The following is a 15,022-nucleotide window of genomic DNA, read 5'->3' as shown; positions in this document are numbered from 1 at the left end:
TCCTGCCTTTAAACGGATAACATATTACAGATTGCACCAACATATTGTCAGTATTCTGGCCGCGCGCCCGAAGCCAATCACTTTTCCACAACATTGCCCGCAATGTCCTCATCGCGAGGGGTAGGATTGCGACAAGCTGGACCCCGCATTCAGGCGATCAAGCTGGCTGCCGGGGCGCACGCCGTATTCGTTGTATCCGTCTTTCCTGCCTTGCGCGTAATAGATGAACTGGCTGTCATAATGCCCACCCTGAGAGGGGGTCTGATCTTGAATCAACGCATTGTTGAGCACAACCCAATCGCGCTGGTTCTCGTGCCCGATGACATTGGCCACCGCATTCTGCTCAATGACCACCGAGGTCGAATCCGGAGAAATGTTGATGACCGGAACCGAATGACCGCCGGGCACATGGATCACCGAGTTCTTTCTGATCGAGATATTGTCCGAGCCATGGATCGAAATGCCGTGAATATGACCATTGTAGATCATGTTGTTTTCAACCAGCACATTGCGGTGTCGCATGACTGGGTTGCCGAGGTCCTTGCCGTCTCCGCCAGCCCAGATGGTCTGTGTGAAATCGCCGCCGGCCATGTCGAATATATTGTCACGGATGACGATGTCCGAAGATCCCCGGGGCGATACCCGCATAATCTGGATCATGTCGCGGTGATCCTGAGATCCAGCCGCACCGCCAAAATCGTGAAACCGGTTCCGCTCGATTCTCAGGCCATCCGCAGCATCGACGTCAACCCCATCGGACCGGATCGTGTGAATGTTGTTGCCCGTAAAGACAAACTGCCGCGACTGCACGGACAGAACTGCTGTCCACCATCTGCGAAATTCGTTGCCTGAAAGGGTCAGGTTCCCGCCCCGCTCGATTTTCAGGCCGATCCCGATACTGTACCCGTCCGCCTCGGACCCTGTTCCCCTTGCAGTCCCACCGTCGAACACGGAATTCGATATCACAATGTCCGTACTGTTCAGGATGACGAAATAGGCAATGAAATGCGGATCGCCCCCATTGTAGGTGTAATCGAAATAGACACCATCCAGATGCACATTCCTGGCTCCTTCCAGAACCAGACGGGTAAAGCAGGCCGGTGCGGCAGGATCGGCGGACCGGATCACCACGGGTGACCGGTATGCCGTGTTCATCCTAAGGGTTCCATAATTCCCCGGCGCCAGAAGAAAGATGTCCCCGCCCCGGGCATTTTGCAGGGCTGCGCCAAGATCGGCGGCATTCGCGACCGGCTGCCCCTTGGTCTGAGTTGCGGGAAGGTGCGTTCGCACGTCTCGCCCCTGACAGGGGGGCTGGGCCGCCACATCAAAACCCAACATGAGCAGTAGCGCCCCTGCCAAGACGAGAATCCGGGACCCGGCCATAACGCACCTTTCTGATAACCACACTTGCAGGAAAGTGTAGGCAAGGCGGGTTCCACTGTCTATCGCGCCTGCTTGCCCGTCTGGCGCCATGGCACGTCCGAATAGCCCTTGCAACGCCCAGGTTTCCCTTACGGCACCGGGCAATTCATTGCCGATGCCTATCGCCCATACGCAAGGACATGCCTGAATGATGGCTATTTTGTGGCCATTGTTGCCCTACGGGAATCAATTCGCCAAACCCTAGGCAACCGCTAAGGGAAGTGGAACAATTCCCGGTATCGAGTATCGAGTTCACTCGGAAATAAACGCACAGGGGCAGAATTGTCCCGATACAGGCAACAATTTCCAAACATAGCCATATTTCGGCCACTCTGCCGCCCTCGGGCGGCTGTTCCATCCGTCCTGGGTGTGCGGGAACTCGTGCGCTGCCACTCACAGCGCCTATGAAACAGAAGGTGAAATATGTCGACGACAATCACGGTAACCTCTGCGGCAGAGCTGAACCAGGCCTTGTCTCAGGCGACAGGTGGGGAAACCATACTGCTTGCGGCGGGCGATTACGGTCAGCTCAACCTCCACTACACGAATTTCGCATCGAATGTGACGATCCAATCCGCGGATCCGAATGCGCAAGCCAGCTTTTCCGGTATTCACGTCAAGCAATCATCGAACGTCACATTCGACGGCATCAAGTTCGACTACACTTACAATAGTGGCGACTACCATTTCCAAAGTCCGTTCAGTGTCTATGACAGCCAGAACATCGCGTTCAAAAACTCGATCTTCGATGGCGACGTTGCCAGCGGCACAGGCACATCCGCAGATGGTACCGGTTATGGAACAGGCCTGACAATCAGCGGTTCGACCAATGTCACTATCGACAACACCGAGTTCTTGAAGTGGTGGAAAGCAGTCATTGCCGTGAACTCCAATGGGGTCAGCGTTACCGGCAGTGATATCCACACGATACGGTCCGACGGTCTGGTCTTCGACAATGTCGACAACATTCTGGTCGAGAATAACTATATTCACGATTTCGGCGGCGCAGCCGGGTCCGGCGATCACCGCGACATGATCCAGATTCAGCGCGCCAACGGCAGCGGCAGTGACAACATCACCATCCGCAACAACGTGTTCGACATGGGGAACGGGGACTTTACCCAAACCATCTGGGCTGGTGGTGACGGCAAGGATATCAACGATCCCAATGTGATCCACCACAACGTGCTGATCGAAGGGAACACGATCTATAATGGCCACTTCCACGGCATTTCCCTTTATGGTGTGGATGGGCTTACGATCACCCAGAATTCGGTTCTGCACGTGGACGAAAAGACGCTGACCGGCGGGATCGAGATTCCGGTGATCAACGTTTCCTCTGGTTCCACAAACGTCACCATCGATCAGAACATTACATCTCAGATCGTAGGGTATAACGGGCAATCCGACTGGAACGTCAGCAACAACGCCCTGATCCAGCCCGGTGAGTACGACCAGAACTTCACCTATCAGGCAACGGCGCAGGGGAATGGTTACAACCAGTATGTCGTCATCCCAGGCAGCCTGGCTGACACACTGAACGCCGGTTCGGCCCATTCGTATGGCGCCTCGGGCTCCACCACTCCGCAGCAGGGCGGCACCACGTCCCCGGACAGCGGCTCCACGTCCCCCGACAGTGGCACCACGTCTCCGGACAGCGGAGTCCAACAGCCCGACACTGGGTCCGAGCAACCTGATACCGGGTCTGAACAGCCCGACACCGGGTCCGAGCCTATTAGTGGCGAACCGCAGGGCGAACTGATGATCGACATAACCCATCAGGACAGCCCGGAGAGCGTTGAGTACCAGGACGGAATTTCTGACATCAGCAAAGTCTCCTCCCCGGTCGACGCGACGCAGGCCGAAGGCGATACAAGCGCCGTGCAACCTGATACAGGCTCGGAACAACCCGACACGGGTTCAGAGCAGCCTGACACCGACTCCGAACTTGTCCTTGCTGACAGCTCACAAGACGAAATGTCGGTGATCGACATCACCAATCAGGACAGTCGGGGGAACATCGGGCACTTGGACGGGATTTCTGACGCTGAGCAGGTCAGCTTCTCGATCGACGTGACGCGGGAAGAAGGCGACACAACAGCCGAGCGGCTTGTGTGGAACCACTCGAATTTCGGCCTGAAGCTGAACAAGAAAGGGCATCTGGTCGCAAAAGTCGACAACAATGATGGTGGGTTCCGCGACGGCTTCAAGATCACGGATGTCGATCTGAGCGACGGTGAAACACATCAGGTCACTCTGATGGTCGATCAGGACACCGATCGCCTTCAGATTATGGTCGATGGTGCCGTTGTCCTGGACGAAACCAATACGGATTTCGATTTCGCCGGCGGTCGGGAAAGGGATTGGTACGTTGGTGATAGCGTCGACACCTTTGCGATCGGTGACGAGACCCCGTTTGTCGAGCCGTATTCCGATTTGTTCGCGTAACGGCAAAGATCGCTGAAAATACAGCCTATTGATTACCACTGCATGGGCGGGTACCGAAAATTCGGACCCGCCCATATCTATTCCGCCCCCTGGCATTGCCAGTCATGTAAACTTGGGTGCATACGTTCTTTGAATGCTGCCAGCATTCATCTAAAGATTGGTCAAACAGCCATGTCACTGCCTTAAAAGGCGTATTGCAAAAAGTCTTTTTATCGCGATTGGCCCCGTTTCGAACGCCGCGCAAGGTTACGGTTTTTTTGGGAGAGTAAATGGTACAGTCAGAAATACGCTGGCACACGGATTGCAGACAGGATTATCTGGATACGGTCTGGAACATCATAACAGATGAAAAACCGGCCCGGATCATGGAAATCGGTGGCACGACCAGCCGATCGACCGGCGACAAGACACTGCCCGATCATGTCACATCCTTCACGATCAGTGACATAAGTGCCGAAGAACTTTCCCATGTTTCCGATGAGTTCGACACCCTTCAGATCAACGCCTGCGGCGATGTCAGCCATGTGGATCAGAGGTTCGATCTGATCATGTCCAAGTTTTGTGGCGAGCATATGCCCGACGGCAAGCAGTTCCACAAAAACATGCATCACCTTCTGGCGGATGGTGGCGTTGCTGTTCACTTGGTGCCGACCATTTTCGCCTCGCCGTTCCTGATCAACTGGTTGTTTCCCGAACAACTGACACGCAAGGCGGTTCAACTGTTGCAGCCCCGGCGCTTTGATGGCCAGAATACCGGCAAATTCCCCGCCTATTACTCACTGTGTCGCGGCTCGACCCCGTACATGCGAAAGGCGTTGGCGGATGTCGGGTTTTCGAGCATCGAAGTACATGAATATTACGGGCACCATTACTATGATAAGATTTTCGGCCTGCGGCAGCTGGATAACGGGCTGGCGCGCCTGTGCGCCCGGCACCAATGGGCGGTTTATTCTTCCTATGCCATCATCATAACGCGCAAGTAAGTGCCCCAGACCGGGCCCACGGCGTTTGACAGGAAACCAGCAAGACCGGAGGCTGTGGAAAGAGCGGAGCCACAAAACAGCCAAACAGACGAAGTAATGGAATTGACGCCCCAGTTTATGAATACCCGCTTCGACAGGTGGAGCGCATGACAAGTTGAGATCCGAGGACGTAGAGATGTTAGAGTCGAAAAGTTATCAGGCCTATATGAACAGCCCATACAAAAGCAGTAAGCATTCCACTTACTTCGATGTGTATGACAAACTTTTTTCTCCTTACATCGGAAAGGATATCACGTTTGTTGAGATCGGCGTTCTGGGTGGTGGATCTCTTTTCATGTGGCGGGAATTCTTTGGTCCTCAGGCCCGCATCATCGGCGTTGAACTGAACCCCGATGCAAAGCGCTGGGAACAGGAAGGGTTCGAGATTTTCATCGGCAGCCAGAGCGATCCGGATTTCCTTGAAAAAATCGTAAGGGAAGTCGGTGATATCGACATCGTTCTGGATGATGGCGGCCACACCTATGAACAACAGATCATTACGACGGAATGCCTGTTGCCACACATCAAGGATGGCGGGGTGCTTGTGGTCGAAGACACGCATACCTCTTACATGGAAGGGTTCGGCCTCAAGCACCGTTCCTTCATCAAATATGCCATGAACATGGTGGACCGTATCAACCATCGGTTCTCGCGGCTGACGCCTGACACCTCGGAAAAGCGTGCCTGGGGGATTAGCTTCTTTGAGTCTTTTGTCGTCTTTGACGTGAACCGCAAGGCGACCTCGGTCGCATCGGCGCCCACAGAAAACGCTGGCAAGGACCTGCATGCCAAAGACTTCAGACATGCGGACAATCAGACCTACGAAGCTCTTCTGAAAACATCCAAAGGGCTCTCGGCGCTCAAGGCCATTCCGGGGATGCGTGCCGCAGCCAGGCTGGTACGAAACATCGTGTCGCTGCCATCCAACATGAAGCGCGCCCGCAGGTTGAAAGAGTATTTTTGACCGGGTCAGAGACAGCTGTGTGCACGTTTCTTGTGGGAAATGTATAGCATGAGCATTGCACGACCCGCACATATCCTCTCGACCAGGTTCCGCTGGCCGCATGCGATTTCCGCCAGCCTGCTCATTTATGCACTCACAACCGCACCGGGCCTGATCAGGGATGGCAGAAACCCCGATGACTGGCGTCAGGTCCATGGTGCACCCGAGGGCGGGATGCCTCTTAACTGGACGACCGAGGAAGGTCGCTGGGCGATGGAGGTGCTGTATGTCCATGTTCTCCAGGAACGTTTTCTGCCCGTTTTGCAGACTGGACTAGCGGCAGGCGTTTTCCTTCTGCTGTCGTGGATTCTGGCGCGGCAGTCCGGCGATCGTGACACCCGGCCCTTCGCGACCTTTTTGATTTTCACGCTTGGCGTTCATCACATCTACATGATCAACGCCCTTACTTTTTCGAGCCACGTGTTTGCGTTCCCACTGGCGTTGCTGCTTTCCGTTGCCGGTTTCAAATGTTTTGAACGCGGCATCCTTCATGCGTTTGGCGCGCGGGTGATCTGGCTTTTGATCGGTGCGCAATGCATCGCGCTTTGTGCAGCACTCTATCAGCCTTTCGTCCCTTTTGGCGCCGTGATCCTGTTTGTCTCGATGATCCGAACCGACCGATACAAGACCACAGATGTGGGCACATTCATCCTGCTGTCGGCAATTGGATCATGTCTTGGCCTTCTGGTCTATTTTGCGCAGGCCCATCTGGCTGCCCAGTTGCATGATCATGTCCCCACGACCAACCGTATCGCGATGCCCTCTCTCCACGAGTTGCAGGGCAAGCTTGAAACAGCCCTTCAATTGCTTGGCCAAATCTGGCGGGGGTCGCTACAAAGAATACCCTGGGAAATCAAGACCCTGAACAGCGCCTATATCGGAATTGGGTTCTTGCTGGGCGTTGGGCTGAGCATTTCTGTCCTTGTACGGAACCCGCACAATTGGGTGCATGCCCTGCGCATCCTGATTGGCATGACCGGTATTCTCTTGCTGCCTTTGCTGATCTGGTTCTCCTACGATGGGCAGTGGATACCGTCACGGGCCGTAGCCTATGTCGGCTTACTGGCTGCGGTGTTCTACCTGGCCGTTGATGCCGAAATACGGGCAAGAGGGTTCACGGCACCGGTCATTCTGGGCCTGCCCCTGATCGTTGCACTCACATACGCCTTCATGGCGCCTTTCGTCTGGAGCGATCAGTCCGAAATGGGGGACCGTGATGAGACGCTTGCCGAACAAATCATGACACGGCTCGCGGAGCTGGAAGGGTATGACGGCGCGCCATTCCGCATCGTCGGCCATACAGATTACCCCGATCTGGCTTGGGGGGACATGATTGGCTGGACCGTATTTCACGCTGGCAACTCCCGCCCGGGCATCTTCAAGGACATGTATGACCTGGATTGGTACGCCGAGGGCGGGCTGTATGAAGGACCGCTGGCCTGCGAGGCCTTCCCAGCCGAAAATTCCGTCTATCTGCATCATGGTGCCGCCTATGTCTGCCTGTCGCAAAGCTCCGGCTTTTCCGGCAACCTCATGTGCGCTGACAGCGACAAGCCCGAAATCGGTCGTATCTGCGTCACGCCAAAAGCAGTTCTGCGGCTCTCGGAGATCTGTGCGTCCCCCCTTCGAGGGGACAGAATTGACGTTACAAGCACCGCGATGCCAACCGTTCGCAGCGCAATCCAAGACCACGGCCACACCATACATGGCGGGTGTTTCTATACCGCAGGTTGGAACGGAGAGGTACCAAATGAGATCGAAGTATCAATGGTGAACGGGGATGGTGCAGTCACCTGGTCCGAAAAGCTGACACTTGGCGCGATAGAGAATCCATCCGGCAACCTAGAATAAGGCGTGCGCCTGACTGGCCAAATGACGCCAAACTAAAAACTTTGTCATCACCAATGCACGGCGTGAGGTGCTTAGTGACTGTGAAAAGACACTGAAATTCGAAAAAATACGCACGCACACAGAACTTTTTGAGCCCAAGGCAAAACCATGGTCACTTATCCCCGGACGCACGGGAAAGGCTACGCGTTATGGTAAATTTAAACATGAGTTCCCCCACAATTCCGTCCCGGGAAAAAGCCTTGGACCAAAGCGCTCCGACGCTCAGCATCATCGTGCCCATGTTCAATGAAGAAGAGGTTCTGCCGGCCCTGTTCGAACGTTTGGGGCAATTCCTCGATCAGCTTGGGGAAAGCTACGAGATCATCTGCGTGAACGATGGCAGCACAGACGCAACTGCCAAGCTTCTGGCCGCCGCGCATGAGCGCGATGATCGTATCAAGGTGCTGAATTTTTCACGTAATTTCGGCAAGGAAATCGCATTGACGGCGGGGCTGGATGCAGCTGCGGGTGAAGCCGTTGTTCCGATAGACGCGGATTTGCAGGATCCCCCCGAACTGATCAAGACATTTCTGAAAAAATGGCGCGAAGGGTTCGATGTCGTCTATGCCGTCCGGCGCCACCGCGACAGCGATACCGCGATGAAACGCTGGACAGCGCTGAAGTTCTATCAGGTCATCAACCGGCTTTCGGGGGTACCGATACCCGCCAATACCGGCGATTTCCGCCTTATGGACCGGCGCGTGGTTCAGGCTGTTGTTCAGTTGCGTGAGCACAACCGCTTTATGAAGGGCCTTTTTGCCTGGGTCGGGTTTCGGCACACCGAGGTGGCGTATGACCGCCCCGAGCGTGCGGCGGGGCAGACCAAATTCAACTACTGGCGCCTTTGGAACTTTGCGCTGGACGGTATTACCGGGTTCAGCACCGTACCTCTCAGGATTGCGGGCTATGTCGGCATGCTGACTGCGTTGGCCGCGATCATCTATGGTGTTTTCCTGATCTCACGCACCCTTGTCTACGGGGTGGATGTACCCGGCTATGCCTCATTGATGGTTGCAGTGCTGTTGATCGGTGGCCTGCAACTTGTCGTGCTGGGCGTCATCGGGGAATATCTGGGGCGGCTTTATGCAGAGGCTCAGAAACGCCCGCTTTACATTGTCGAAAGCAGCCTGGGGTTTGAGCCCCTGGACGGTCATTCATCCTGATCCCTCGGCCTCATCTGCGCCGGTAGACAAGAACCTGCCCGTCCCCCAGCGTCCCGGCAAACGCGTGCACGCGTTCCAGCCGCCCTTCCGCATCACGTTGCAGATCAGGAATGGCACGGAACATCCGGTCTGGGAACAGAACAACCAGCGCCACAGGGCCAGGTTGGGCCATGGCCTCGGAATAGTCCTGCGCATCCCCGATGGTTCCCCAGTCGGCGTCGAAGTGGTCTTCGAAAAGGGGGCCGCCCGGGTTGATCGCATATACCCGTTCTGACGGGCTGCGGGTTTCTTCAACAAGCGCAAAAGCCCCCGCCAGATCCTGTTTCGGAGCAGAATAGTTCCGCTGCACCAAGAACACGGACACCACGATCATCGCCAGAACGCCCAACGCAAAGAGCGGCGATCCAAACCGGGGCTGTTGAGCCCACCGTGCCACCGCATCAGCACCGTATCGACACCCCACAACGGCCAGAATAATGATCAGCCCGATATCGACGAAAAAGAACCTCGGCCAGATCCGCATCTCAAGCGACAGCAGAAGCAGTAGCGTCACGGCGATATGCATGGCGATGGACGGGAAAAACAACGGCTGCACCGCATGCGCCCCCACGGCACCGAAGACGATGACGGCCAGCCCACCGATCGCGATGAACAACATCAGCGGGCCGGTATCCCCAACCGCGGTCCGCAAACCTTCGACAATTGTCCAGAGCGGGTTCTGGTATTCCTGCATGGGGTCCACGGCGGATGTCGCCGAAACCTCGCTCACCGTGCCCGCTATGCTTGGCAAGATCGGCAGATATGCAAGCAGGACCAGAACCAGCGCAACCGCAACACCCACCAGCGGATGCAGCACCCATTCGCGGGTCAAAGTGCCCCGGCCGAACCCGGTCACAAGGGAAAGCAGCCAGATGAGACCCAGTGCAACAAAGAAAAATGCACCGGTCAGATGCGTGAAAACAGCGGCCGCGGCGGTAAAGCCGAATGCAACCCAGGTGCCGGTCGCTGGCTGGCGCATCCCCCGCAGAAAGAAAATGAAGCCAAGCGTGCTCCAGAATGCAAGCTCGGTATATCCGCGCGCGTTCTGAGAGAACCAGACCTGATGGTAGGACAGGGCCACCAGCAAGGCAGAAACATGCGCAATCGTGCTGTCTGCAACCTCTTTTGCCAGCCACCAGATTACCCCGACAAGACCGACGCCGAACAGGACGGCCGGAAACCGGTATGCCCAGGCCTGATCTCCGAAGATCTGGGAAACCAGCTTTGCCTTCATGCTGAAAAAGTAATGATGGTTCATCGAATATTCGCGCATCATCTCATTCCACGGAAGGCTGACATGCGTATCGACGGTCCGGATTTCGTCATACCACAGGGGCGCGTTCAGCCCGGCGCTTCTGAGGACTGCGGCAAGAAGAAGAATGAACAGGAGTATTGCCAGATCGTTGCGGTCAAGCGCGGGGGAAGGCTGTTTCATGGGCTTCTCCAGTCCACTCGGTTCAGGTCAGGCACCCGGCAAAATCGTCGGCCTGGACGCGGCGCATGCAGGTGCCGGTCCTTCTTTCGCACCCCACCGTATCCGGGGCGCATACTGACACAAGGCTCGGATGCAGGCGGTTTCACCTCAAAGCAGCCCAAATACTCGATAATATACAAAATATTCCCTTATTGTTTCTACTTCCTGCACTCTGTCATGCCACCCCATCCAGCATCTGCCGATAAATCTGTTCGATCCGTTCATGCACATGGGTTGGGTCGAAACGGTCCTCACGTGCCAGTGCACGAGCGTTGGACCCCAGTTCCCGGCGCAGTTCCTCGTTCCCCGCAAGCTCCAGCACAGCAGCAGTCAGCCCTTCGGCATCGCCAACCGGGCAAAGCCGCCCAACCTGTTCAGACACAAGTTCACTCACACCGCCGCAATCGGTCGCTATCACGGGCAAACCGGCGTGAAAGGCCTCGACGATTGAAATCGGCAGCGCCTCCCAACGGGACGTGAGCAGCATGAAATCCGCGGCGGCCATATGCAGGGGGACGGTATCGATCGGCCCCAGAACCCGGATATTTTCACTCACCCCCGCCGAGGCAATCCAACCCGAAATCACATCTTCCAAAGGACCATGACCTGCCAGCGCGAGCACGATATCGCGGCGCACCTTCACCAGCCGGGCCAGCACATCGATCATCAGGTCGATACCCTTTTGCGGATCCAGCCGGGCCGGGCTGAAAATCAACACACCTTTCTCGTCGCGCAAAAGTTCCTGTCTCAGCGCCAGAACTGCAGCGGGATCCTGATCCGGTGGCGGTGGCACACCAAGCCCAAGCTGGGCTGTGCGCGCCCGCGGCAGGCCACGATCGATCAATGCATCAAGGGTTTTATGGCTGGGGCAAGCAGTGACATGAGCTGCGAACTGAGCACTGCGCGCCACCCCGCCATACCGTTCGGGCGTTGAACCATGAAAGGTGAAAAGGCGGCGGGTCGGCTGGCCGGCAAGCGCCAGCCGGGCGACAAGTGCGGGGGCGGTTTCGTGAGAATGAACAAGGTCGAAACGGCCGCGGGCGACAATCTTTCGCAGTTTTTGCGCACAGCCCACGGCGGCTCCTAGCCGTCTCATCATACTGAGACCCTCGTCTTCCGATACACGTTTCAGGTCCAACGCATGAAACCCGACATCGCGCCCTTCCCGGCCCCATGGACCGGGCGGTCCACCCAGTTCGACATGATGCCCTCGATCCCGCAGATAACTCGTCAGGTCCAGAATATGGCGCTGAATTCCACCTCGTTCGAACGCAGGTCCCAATTGCAGAACGCGTAGTGGCCGGGTGGAACGTCCGGTTGCAATATCCACCTCCTGCTCTGGTTGCCCTGAAACATAGGCCATAGACGAAACCCCTTACCCCCTTGTCCGGGGCACATGCGGACGTCACACAAACCCGCCACCCGGAAAGGTTTTACCAAATCGATTGCAGATTCAGCACCGTTGATCTGATATGGTACGAGGCTGAGCCATGTTGAAACACAGCCATCATATGGCAGGTGCGTAATACGTCAAAGGTATCGTCGACAGAGAGGGAACCCACATGGCGCATCAAGGCCCGCGAGGCGTCTGCCTTCGGCATCCTAGGAAGGTTGCGGCAGAAGTTCTGTGCTAAAGCGTTCCATTGCTGCACTGAAATCTTTGTCCATATACTCGTTCCCCATAATCACACTAAGCAGGATTTCCTGAACCCGGGATTCCAGCATTTTAATCGAATTGAGTGAGAAGTTTCCAATGTTTTCAAATTGCTCCGCCGACAGTTTGTCAGGCGCATAGAAGACATAGAAATACTGCGACACGATCTTGTCATAGCTCACGTCGCCATCTGTCCCAAAATCCCTGACGACGGACACACGCCTGCTGGTTAAGAAAGACGCGGGACCCTTATCCCGGCGTGGAGTTTGCCTCCAAGAGCAAAACTGTTCCGAGGACAATTATAGAAAATACGGATTTCTAAAATCACCCCCGACTTCCTATTGAAGAGTATGACAGGATAAGGTGGTTGTGTTACAAATTCGATCTACCGTGGAATGTTATAAAATCCGTCAATGAGCCGCACCGGCGGAGCACCACCTTTTCCTTTCGCTTGCAAGTAGATGTGTTGGAGCATCTGGAGGTCGCTGCGCCCCCGTTCCAGGCTCGTTGATTTTACTGCGGATGATACGAAGGCTTTGACACCCAACATCGACCAGGTGAGCCTCTTGATGAAACAGCGATCTTACTCGCCCTGCTTCAGGATGAACGCCTATTGCATCCCCGTGGACTTTGATGCCTTCATGCGATTCCGCTCCTATCCCAGTTTGGGAAGCTTAGCGGAAAACTCCAGCTTCAAACGGTCCAGTTTTCAGGGTGCGAAACACCAAACCACGCCTCCCAAAATCACCTCCAGCGTTCAAAGCTATATAAATATTTCAAAAAATTTACAGCACCATGTTATATCTCACCAAACCGCGACCGCATGCGCATAGGAAGATGAATGCGGATATCAATTGCAACTGCAATGGCAACCTGTGCTATGGGGGGGGCTGATGAAAGGAGCGCTGGGGCAGGTCGGCGACATTGCAACGAGCCGTAGCTATTGGTTACTTGCTCTAACCGCAATCGCAGTCATCGGTCCATTTATGTGGCCAGTGCAATGGTCGGGTAACGAGATCAACTATTTCGATCTCTCCTATAGATTTGCGCAACCCGACGCATTCACAGACAGCCATGCGGTTTTCGACGATTCAAAGGGACGCATCGTCAGCTTTTTGCTGATCGGCAACGTTATCACACTGGCAGGCTTTGAAGCCGCTAAGACGATCTTCGCACTGACACTCTGGTTGCTCTCTGCCTTGGGGGTTGCCGCCATCGCACGCGATTTCGGATTGCGGGTGGCCGAACTGGCTCTCTCACTCCTGATATTTTGTCAAAGCGCTCAAGGTATTCTTGGCAATGAATGGATGTTCGACACAATAGAGGCGAAGGTCTTTGCCTACGCTGCGGTATTCCTCGCGATCACCTCAGCGCTGAACGGCCGCTGGATAATGGCTATGATCGCGTTGGCAGTGGCAACCTACATGCATTTTCTGGTCGGTGGTTTCTGGGCTGTGACACTGGTTCTGCTGCACCTTCTGAAAACAGGTCGCATGTGGCAATCCGCACGTCTCGCGATCGGATTCTTCCTGCTGATCCTGCCGTTATTCTTTGTCTTGATCCGGGAGCGGATCGGGGTGGAGGTCGATACCTCGGGCCTCGATCGCTCGCTAAACGCGATCTACACAGAACTTTCAGCGCACTTCCATGTTGCTCCCCTTCTCGATGGCATCCGCCATTTCCTCAAAGCCTGGCTGCCCGGTGCATGCGTGCATTTGGCGCTTTTGATTGCGCTCGTAATGCTACGCGACCGGTTCAGGGACCGGGCTTTGCTGATCTGGTTGATCGGGCTGAATGTATATGTCCTTCTGGCGCTTGTTATCTACATGCTGGACGATGGCCGCTACTTGCTGGCACCCTTCTATCTGCTGCGTCCTGCCGGGCTAATCTGTCTGATGTCGCTTCTGGCTTTGGCGCATATGCTGTCGGAACTGGTCGAGCAGGACCAGCGACCGCGGCTCGCTCTGGCAACCTGCACCGCAGTTTTGTTGCTCTTACTGCCCCAGGCCTTGGGCAGTCTGGCGCAAATCGTCACGCGGTATCCCCCACATATCAGGCTCGAAGCCGCTCTCAGCGCCTCCGAACGCGATATTCTATCATGGATCCGCACCAACACGGCACCGAATGCGGCAATCGTGGTGCAGGAGGCAATTGCAGGAGGATCAATTCTGGAGGGCGATCCGTTTCCCGGCGGGATGGAACGATTGAGTGGGCGAGGGTTTGTCGTAAATTTCAAATACATTCCAACCAGCAAACCTGATGTAGTGCGCTGGTATCAGCTATTGCAGGCACGTCGCGCATTCTTTGACGGGGAATGTACCAAGAACACTGCGCTGCGCGCGGATTACGCCGTAATCCGGCTTCGGTCAGGTATGGCCGCAGCGGATTGCGTCACCACAGTATTTTCGAACAACGAGTTTCTAATCGGGCGTATCCTGCCGGAGGGGGCAGACAGGATCGACCCTCAACGACCATAAAGGCTCTGTCGCAAGCTTTGAGACCCTCTGTTCGAGGTTGGTCCTCGTGAAAGTGGCGCGGCGGATTTCGGAAAAGTCAAACTGTGACGATGTCATTCAAGGGCGCGCATTTTCCAAAGGAAATAATATTGCACGCCGTTTTCCTTTACCTGCGTTATTTGGTGTCGTGCCGTGATCTGGAAGAAATCATGAACTTGCTTTCGAATTGATACGACCGACAATTACTCACTTGCTAACTCCGAGAACGTCAATGGCTAAAAGTTGCAACAGATCCTCAGAAGGCCCGCCAGATTAGGGGTGCTACCATTATTACGCTCATTATCTTTTGATTTTGTTTACTTGTTGTTCGAGCCAAATATCTTTCTTTCATACCCAATAAGTATCGCTTATCAGATGTGATTGATTTCCCGCCGATTTGCGCGCAGAGTGG

Annotated in this window: 10 protein-coding genes and 1 pseudogene; 7 read left to right on the top strand and 4 right to left on the bottom strand. The window is 55.3% G+C overall.

Annotated elements, in window-relative coordinates:
* Positions 1-108: 108 nt before the first annotated feature.
* Complete coding sequence (locus tag GS611_RS18415) at positions 109-1,290, bottom strand: right-handed parallel beta-helix repeat-containing protein (protein WP_171637876.1); 1,182 nt, start codon at positions 1,288-1,290, stop codon at positions 109-111.
* 555 nt (positions 1,291-1,845) lie between these two features.
* On the opposite strand from GS611_RS18415, the gene GS611_RS18410 reads away from it, so the two are divergent.
* The 5 genes from GS611_RS18410 (at position 1,846) to GS611_RS18390 (ending at position 8,948) form a co-directional block, all read left to right on the top strand.
* Positions 1,846-3,870, top strand: a complete 2,025-nt coding sequence (locus GS611_RS18410; RefSeq protein WP_171637874.1) for a right-handed parallel beta-helix repeat-containing protein — start codon at positions 1,846-1,848, stop codon at positions 3,868-3,870.
* Positions 3,871-4,139: 269 nt separating this feature from the next.
* Complete coding sequence (locus GS611_RS18405; RefSeq protein WP_171637872.1) at positions 4,140-4,853, top strand: bifunctional 2-polyprenyl-6-hydroxyphenol methylase/3-demethylubiquinol 3-O-methyltransferase UbiG; 714 nt, start codon at positions 4,140-4,142, stop codon at positions 4,851-4,853.
* 175 nt (positions 4,854-5,028) lie between these two features.
* Positions 5,029-5,856 carry a class I SAM-dependent methyltransferase gene (locus GS611_RS18400; RefSeq protein WP_216598343.1) on the top strand — a complete coding sequence of 276 codons (828 nt, stop codon included), beginning with the start codon at positions 5,029-5,031 and terminating at the stop codon, positions 5,854-5,856.
* A gap of 48 nt (positions 5,857-5,904) precedes the next feature.
* Positions 5,905-7,746, top strand: a complete 1,842-nt coding sequence (locus GS611_RS18395) for a glucosyltransferase domain-containing protein (protein ID WP_171637870.1) — start codon at positions 5,905-5,907, stop codon at positions 7,744-7,746.
* A 203-nt stretch (positions 7,747-7,949) separates the two neighbouring features.
* Entirely contained in the window at positions 7,950-8,948 is a 999-nt protein-coding gene (locus tag GS611_RS18390; RefSeq protein ID WP_171637868.1) for a glycosyltransferase family 2 protein, read from the top strand.
* A gap of 10 nt (positions 8,949-8,958) precedes the next feature.
* On the opposite strand, the gene GS611_RS18385 is transcribed toward GS611_RS18390, so the two are convergent.
* The 3 genes from GS611_RS18385 to GS611_RS18375 form a co-directional block, all read right to left on the bottom strand.
* Positions 8,959-10,422 (bottom strand): glycosyltransferase family 39 protein, encoded by a 1,464-nt coding sequence (locus GS611_RS18385; RefSeq protein WP_171637866.1) that lies wholly within the window; start codon positions 10,420-10,422, stop codon positions 8,959-8,961.
* A gap of 214 nt (positions 10,423-10,636) precedes the next feature.
* Complete coding sequence (locus GS611_RS18380) at positions 10,637-11,824, bottom strand: glycosyltransferase family 4 protein (protein ID WP_171637864.1); 1,188 nt, start codon at positions 11,822-11,824, stop codon at positions 10,637-10,639.
* A 239-nt stretch (positions 11,825-12,063) separates the two neighbouring features.
* Entirely contained in the window at positions 12,064-12,297 is a 234-nt protein-coding gene (locus GS611_RS18375) for a hypothetical protein (RefSeq protein ID WP_171637861.1), read from the bottom strand.
* 711 nt (positions 12,298-13,008) lie between these two features.
* Between GS611_RS18375 and GS611_RS18370 the strand changes: the two genes are divergently transcribed.
* Both GS611_RS18370 and GS611_RS18365 read left to right on the top strand, forming a co-directional pair.
* Complete coding sequence (locus GS611_RS18370; RefSeq protein ID WP_171637859.1) at positions 13,009-14,592, top strand: hypothetical protein; 1,584 nt, start codon at positions 13,009-13,011, stop codon at positions 14,590-14,592.
* A gap of 83 nt (positions 14,593-14,675) precedes the next feature.
* Positions 14,676-14,783: pseudogene (locus GS611_RS18365) on the top strand (IS6 family transposase); the annotation flags it as partial.
* Positions 14,784-15,022 lie beyond the last annotated feature (239 nt).

The organism is Ruegeria sp. HKCCD6119, assembly GCF_013110585.1.
Classification (GTDB): domain Bacteria; phylum Pseudomonadota; class Alphaproteobacteria; order Rhodobacterales; family Rhodobacteraceae; genus Ruegeria.
Note: the sequence above shows the minus strand (reverse complement) of the source record. Positions and strands in the feature narration are given on the sequence as shown.

Excerpts from the sequence above, each read along its gene's own strand:
- GS611_RS18405 (WP_171637872.1), top strand. The coding sequence starts at position 4,140 with ATGGTACAGTCAGAAATACGCTGGCACACGGATTGCAGACAGGATTAT.
- GS611_RS18395 (WP_171637870.1), top strand. The coding sequence starts at position 5,905 with ATGAGCATTGCACGACCCGCACATATCCTCTCGACCAGGTTCCGCTGG.
- GS611_RS18400 (WP_216598343.1), top strand. The coding sequence starts at position 5,029 with ATGTTAGAGTCGAAAAGTTATCAGGCCTATATGAACAGCCCATACAAA.
- GS611_RS18370 (WP_171637859.1), top strand. The coding sequence starts at position 13,009 with ATGAAAGGAGCGCTGGGGCAGGTCGGCGACATTGCAACGAGCCGTAGC.
- GS611_RS18410 (WP_171637874.1), top strand. The coding sequence starts at position 1,846 with ATGTCGACGACAATCACGGTAACCTCTGCGGCAGAGCTGAACCAGGCC.
- GS611_RS18380 (WP_171637864.1), bottom strand. The coding sequence starts at position 11,824 with ATGGCCTATGTTTCAGGGCAACCAGAGCAGGAGGTGGATATTGCAACC.
- GS611_RS18390 (WP_171637868.1), top strand. The coding sequence starts at position 7,950 with ATGAGTTCCCCCACAATTCCGTCCCGGGAAAAAGCCTTGGACCAAAGC.
- GS611_RS18385 (WP_171637866.1), bottom strand. The coding sequence starts at position 10,422 with ATGAAACAGCCTTCCCCCGCGCTTGACCGCAACGATCTGGCAATACTC.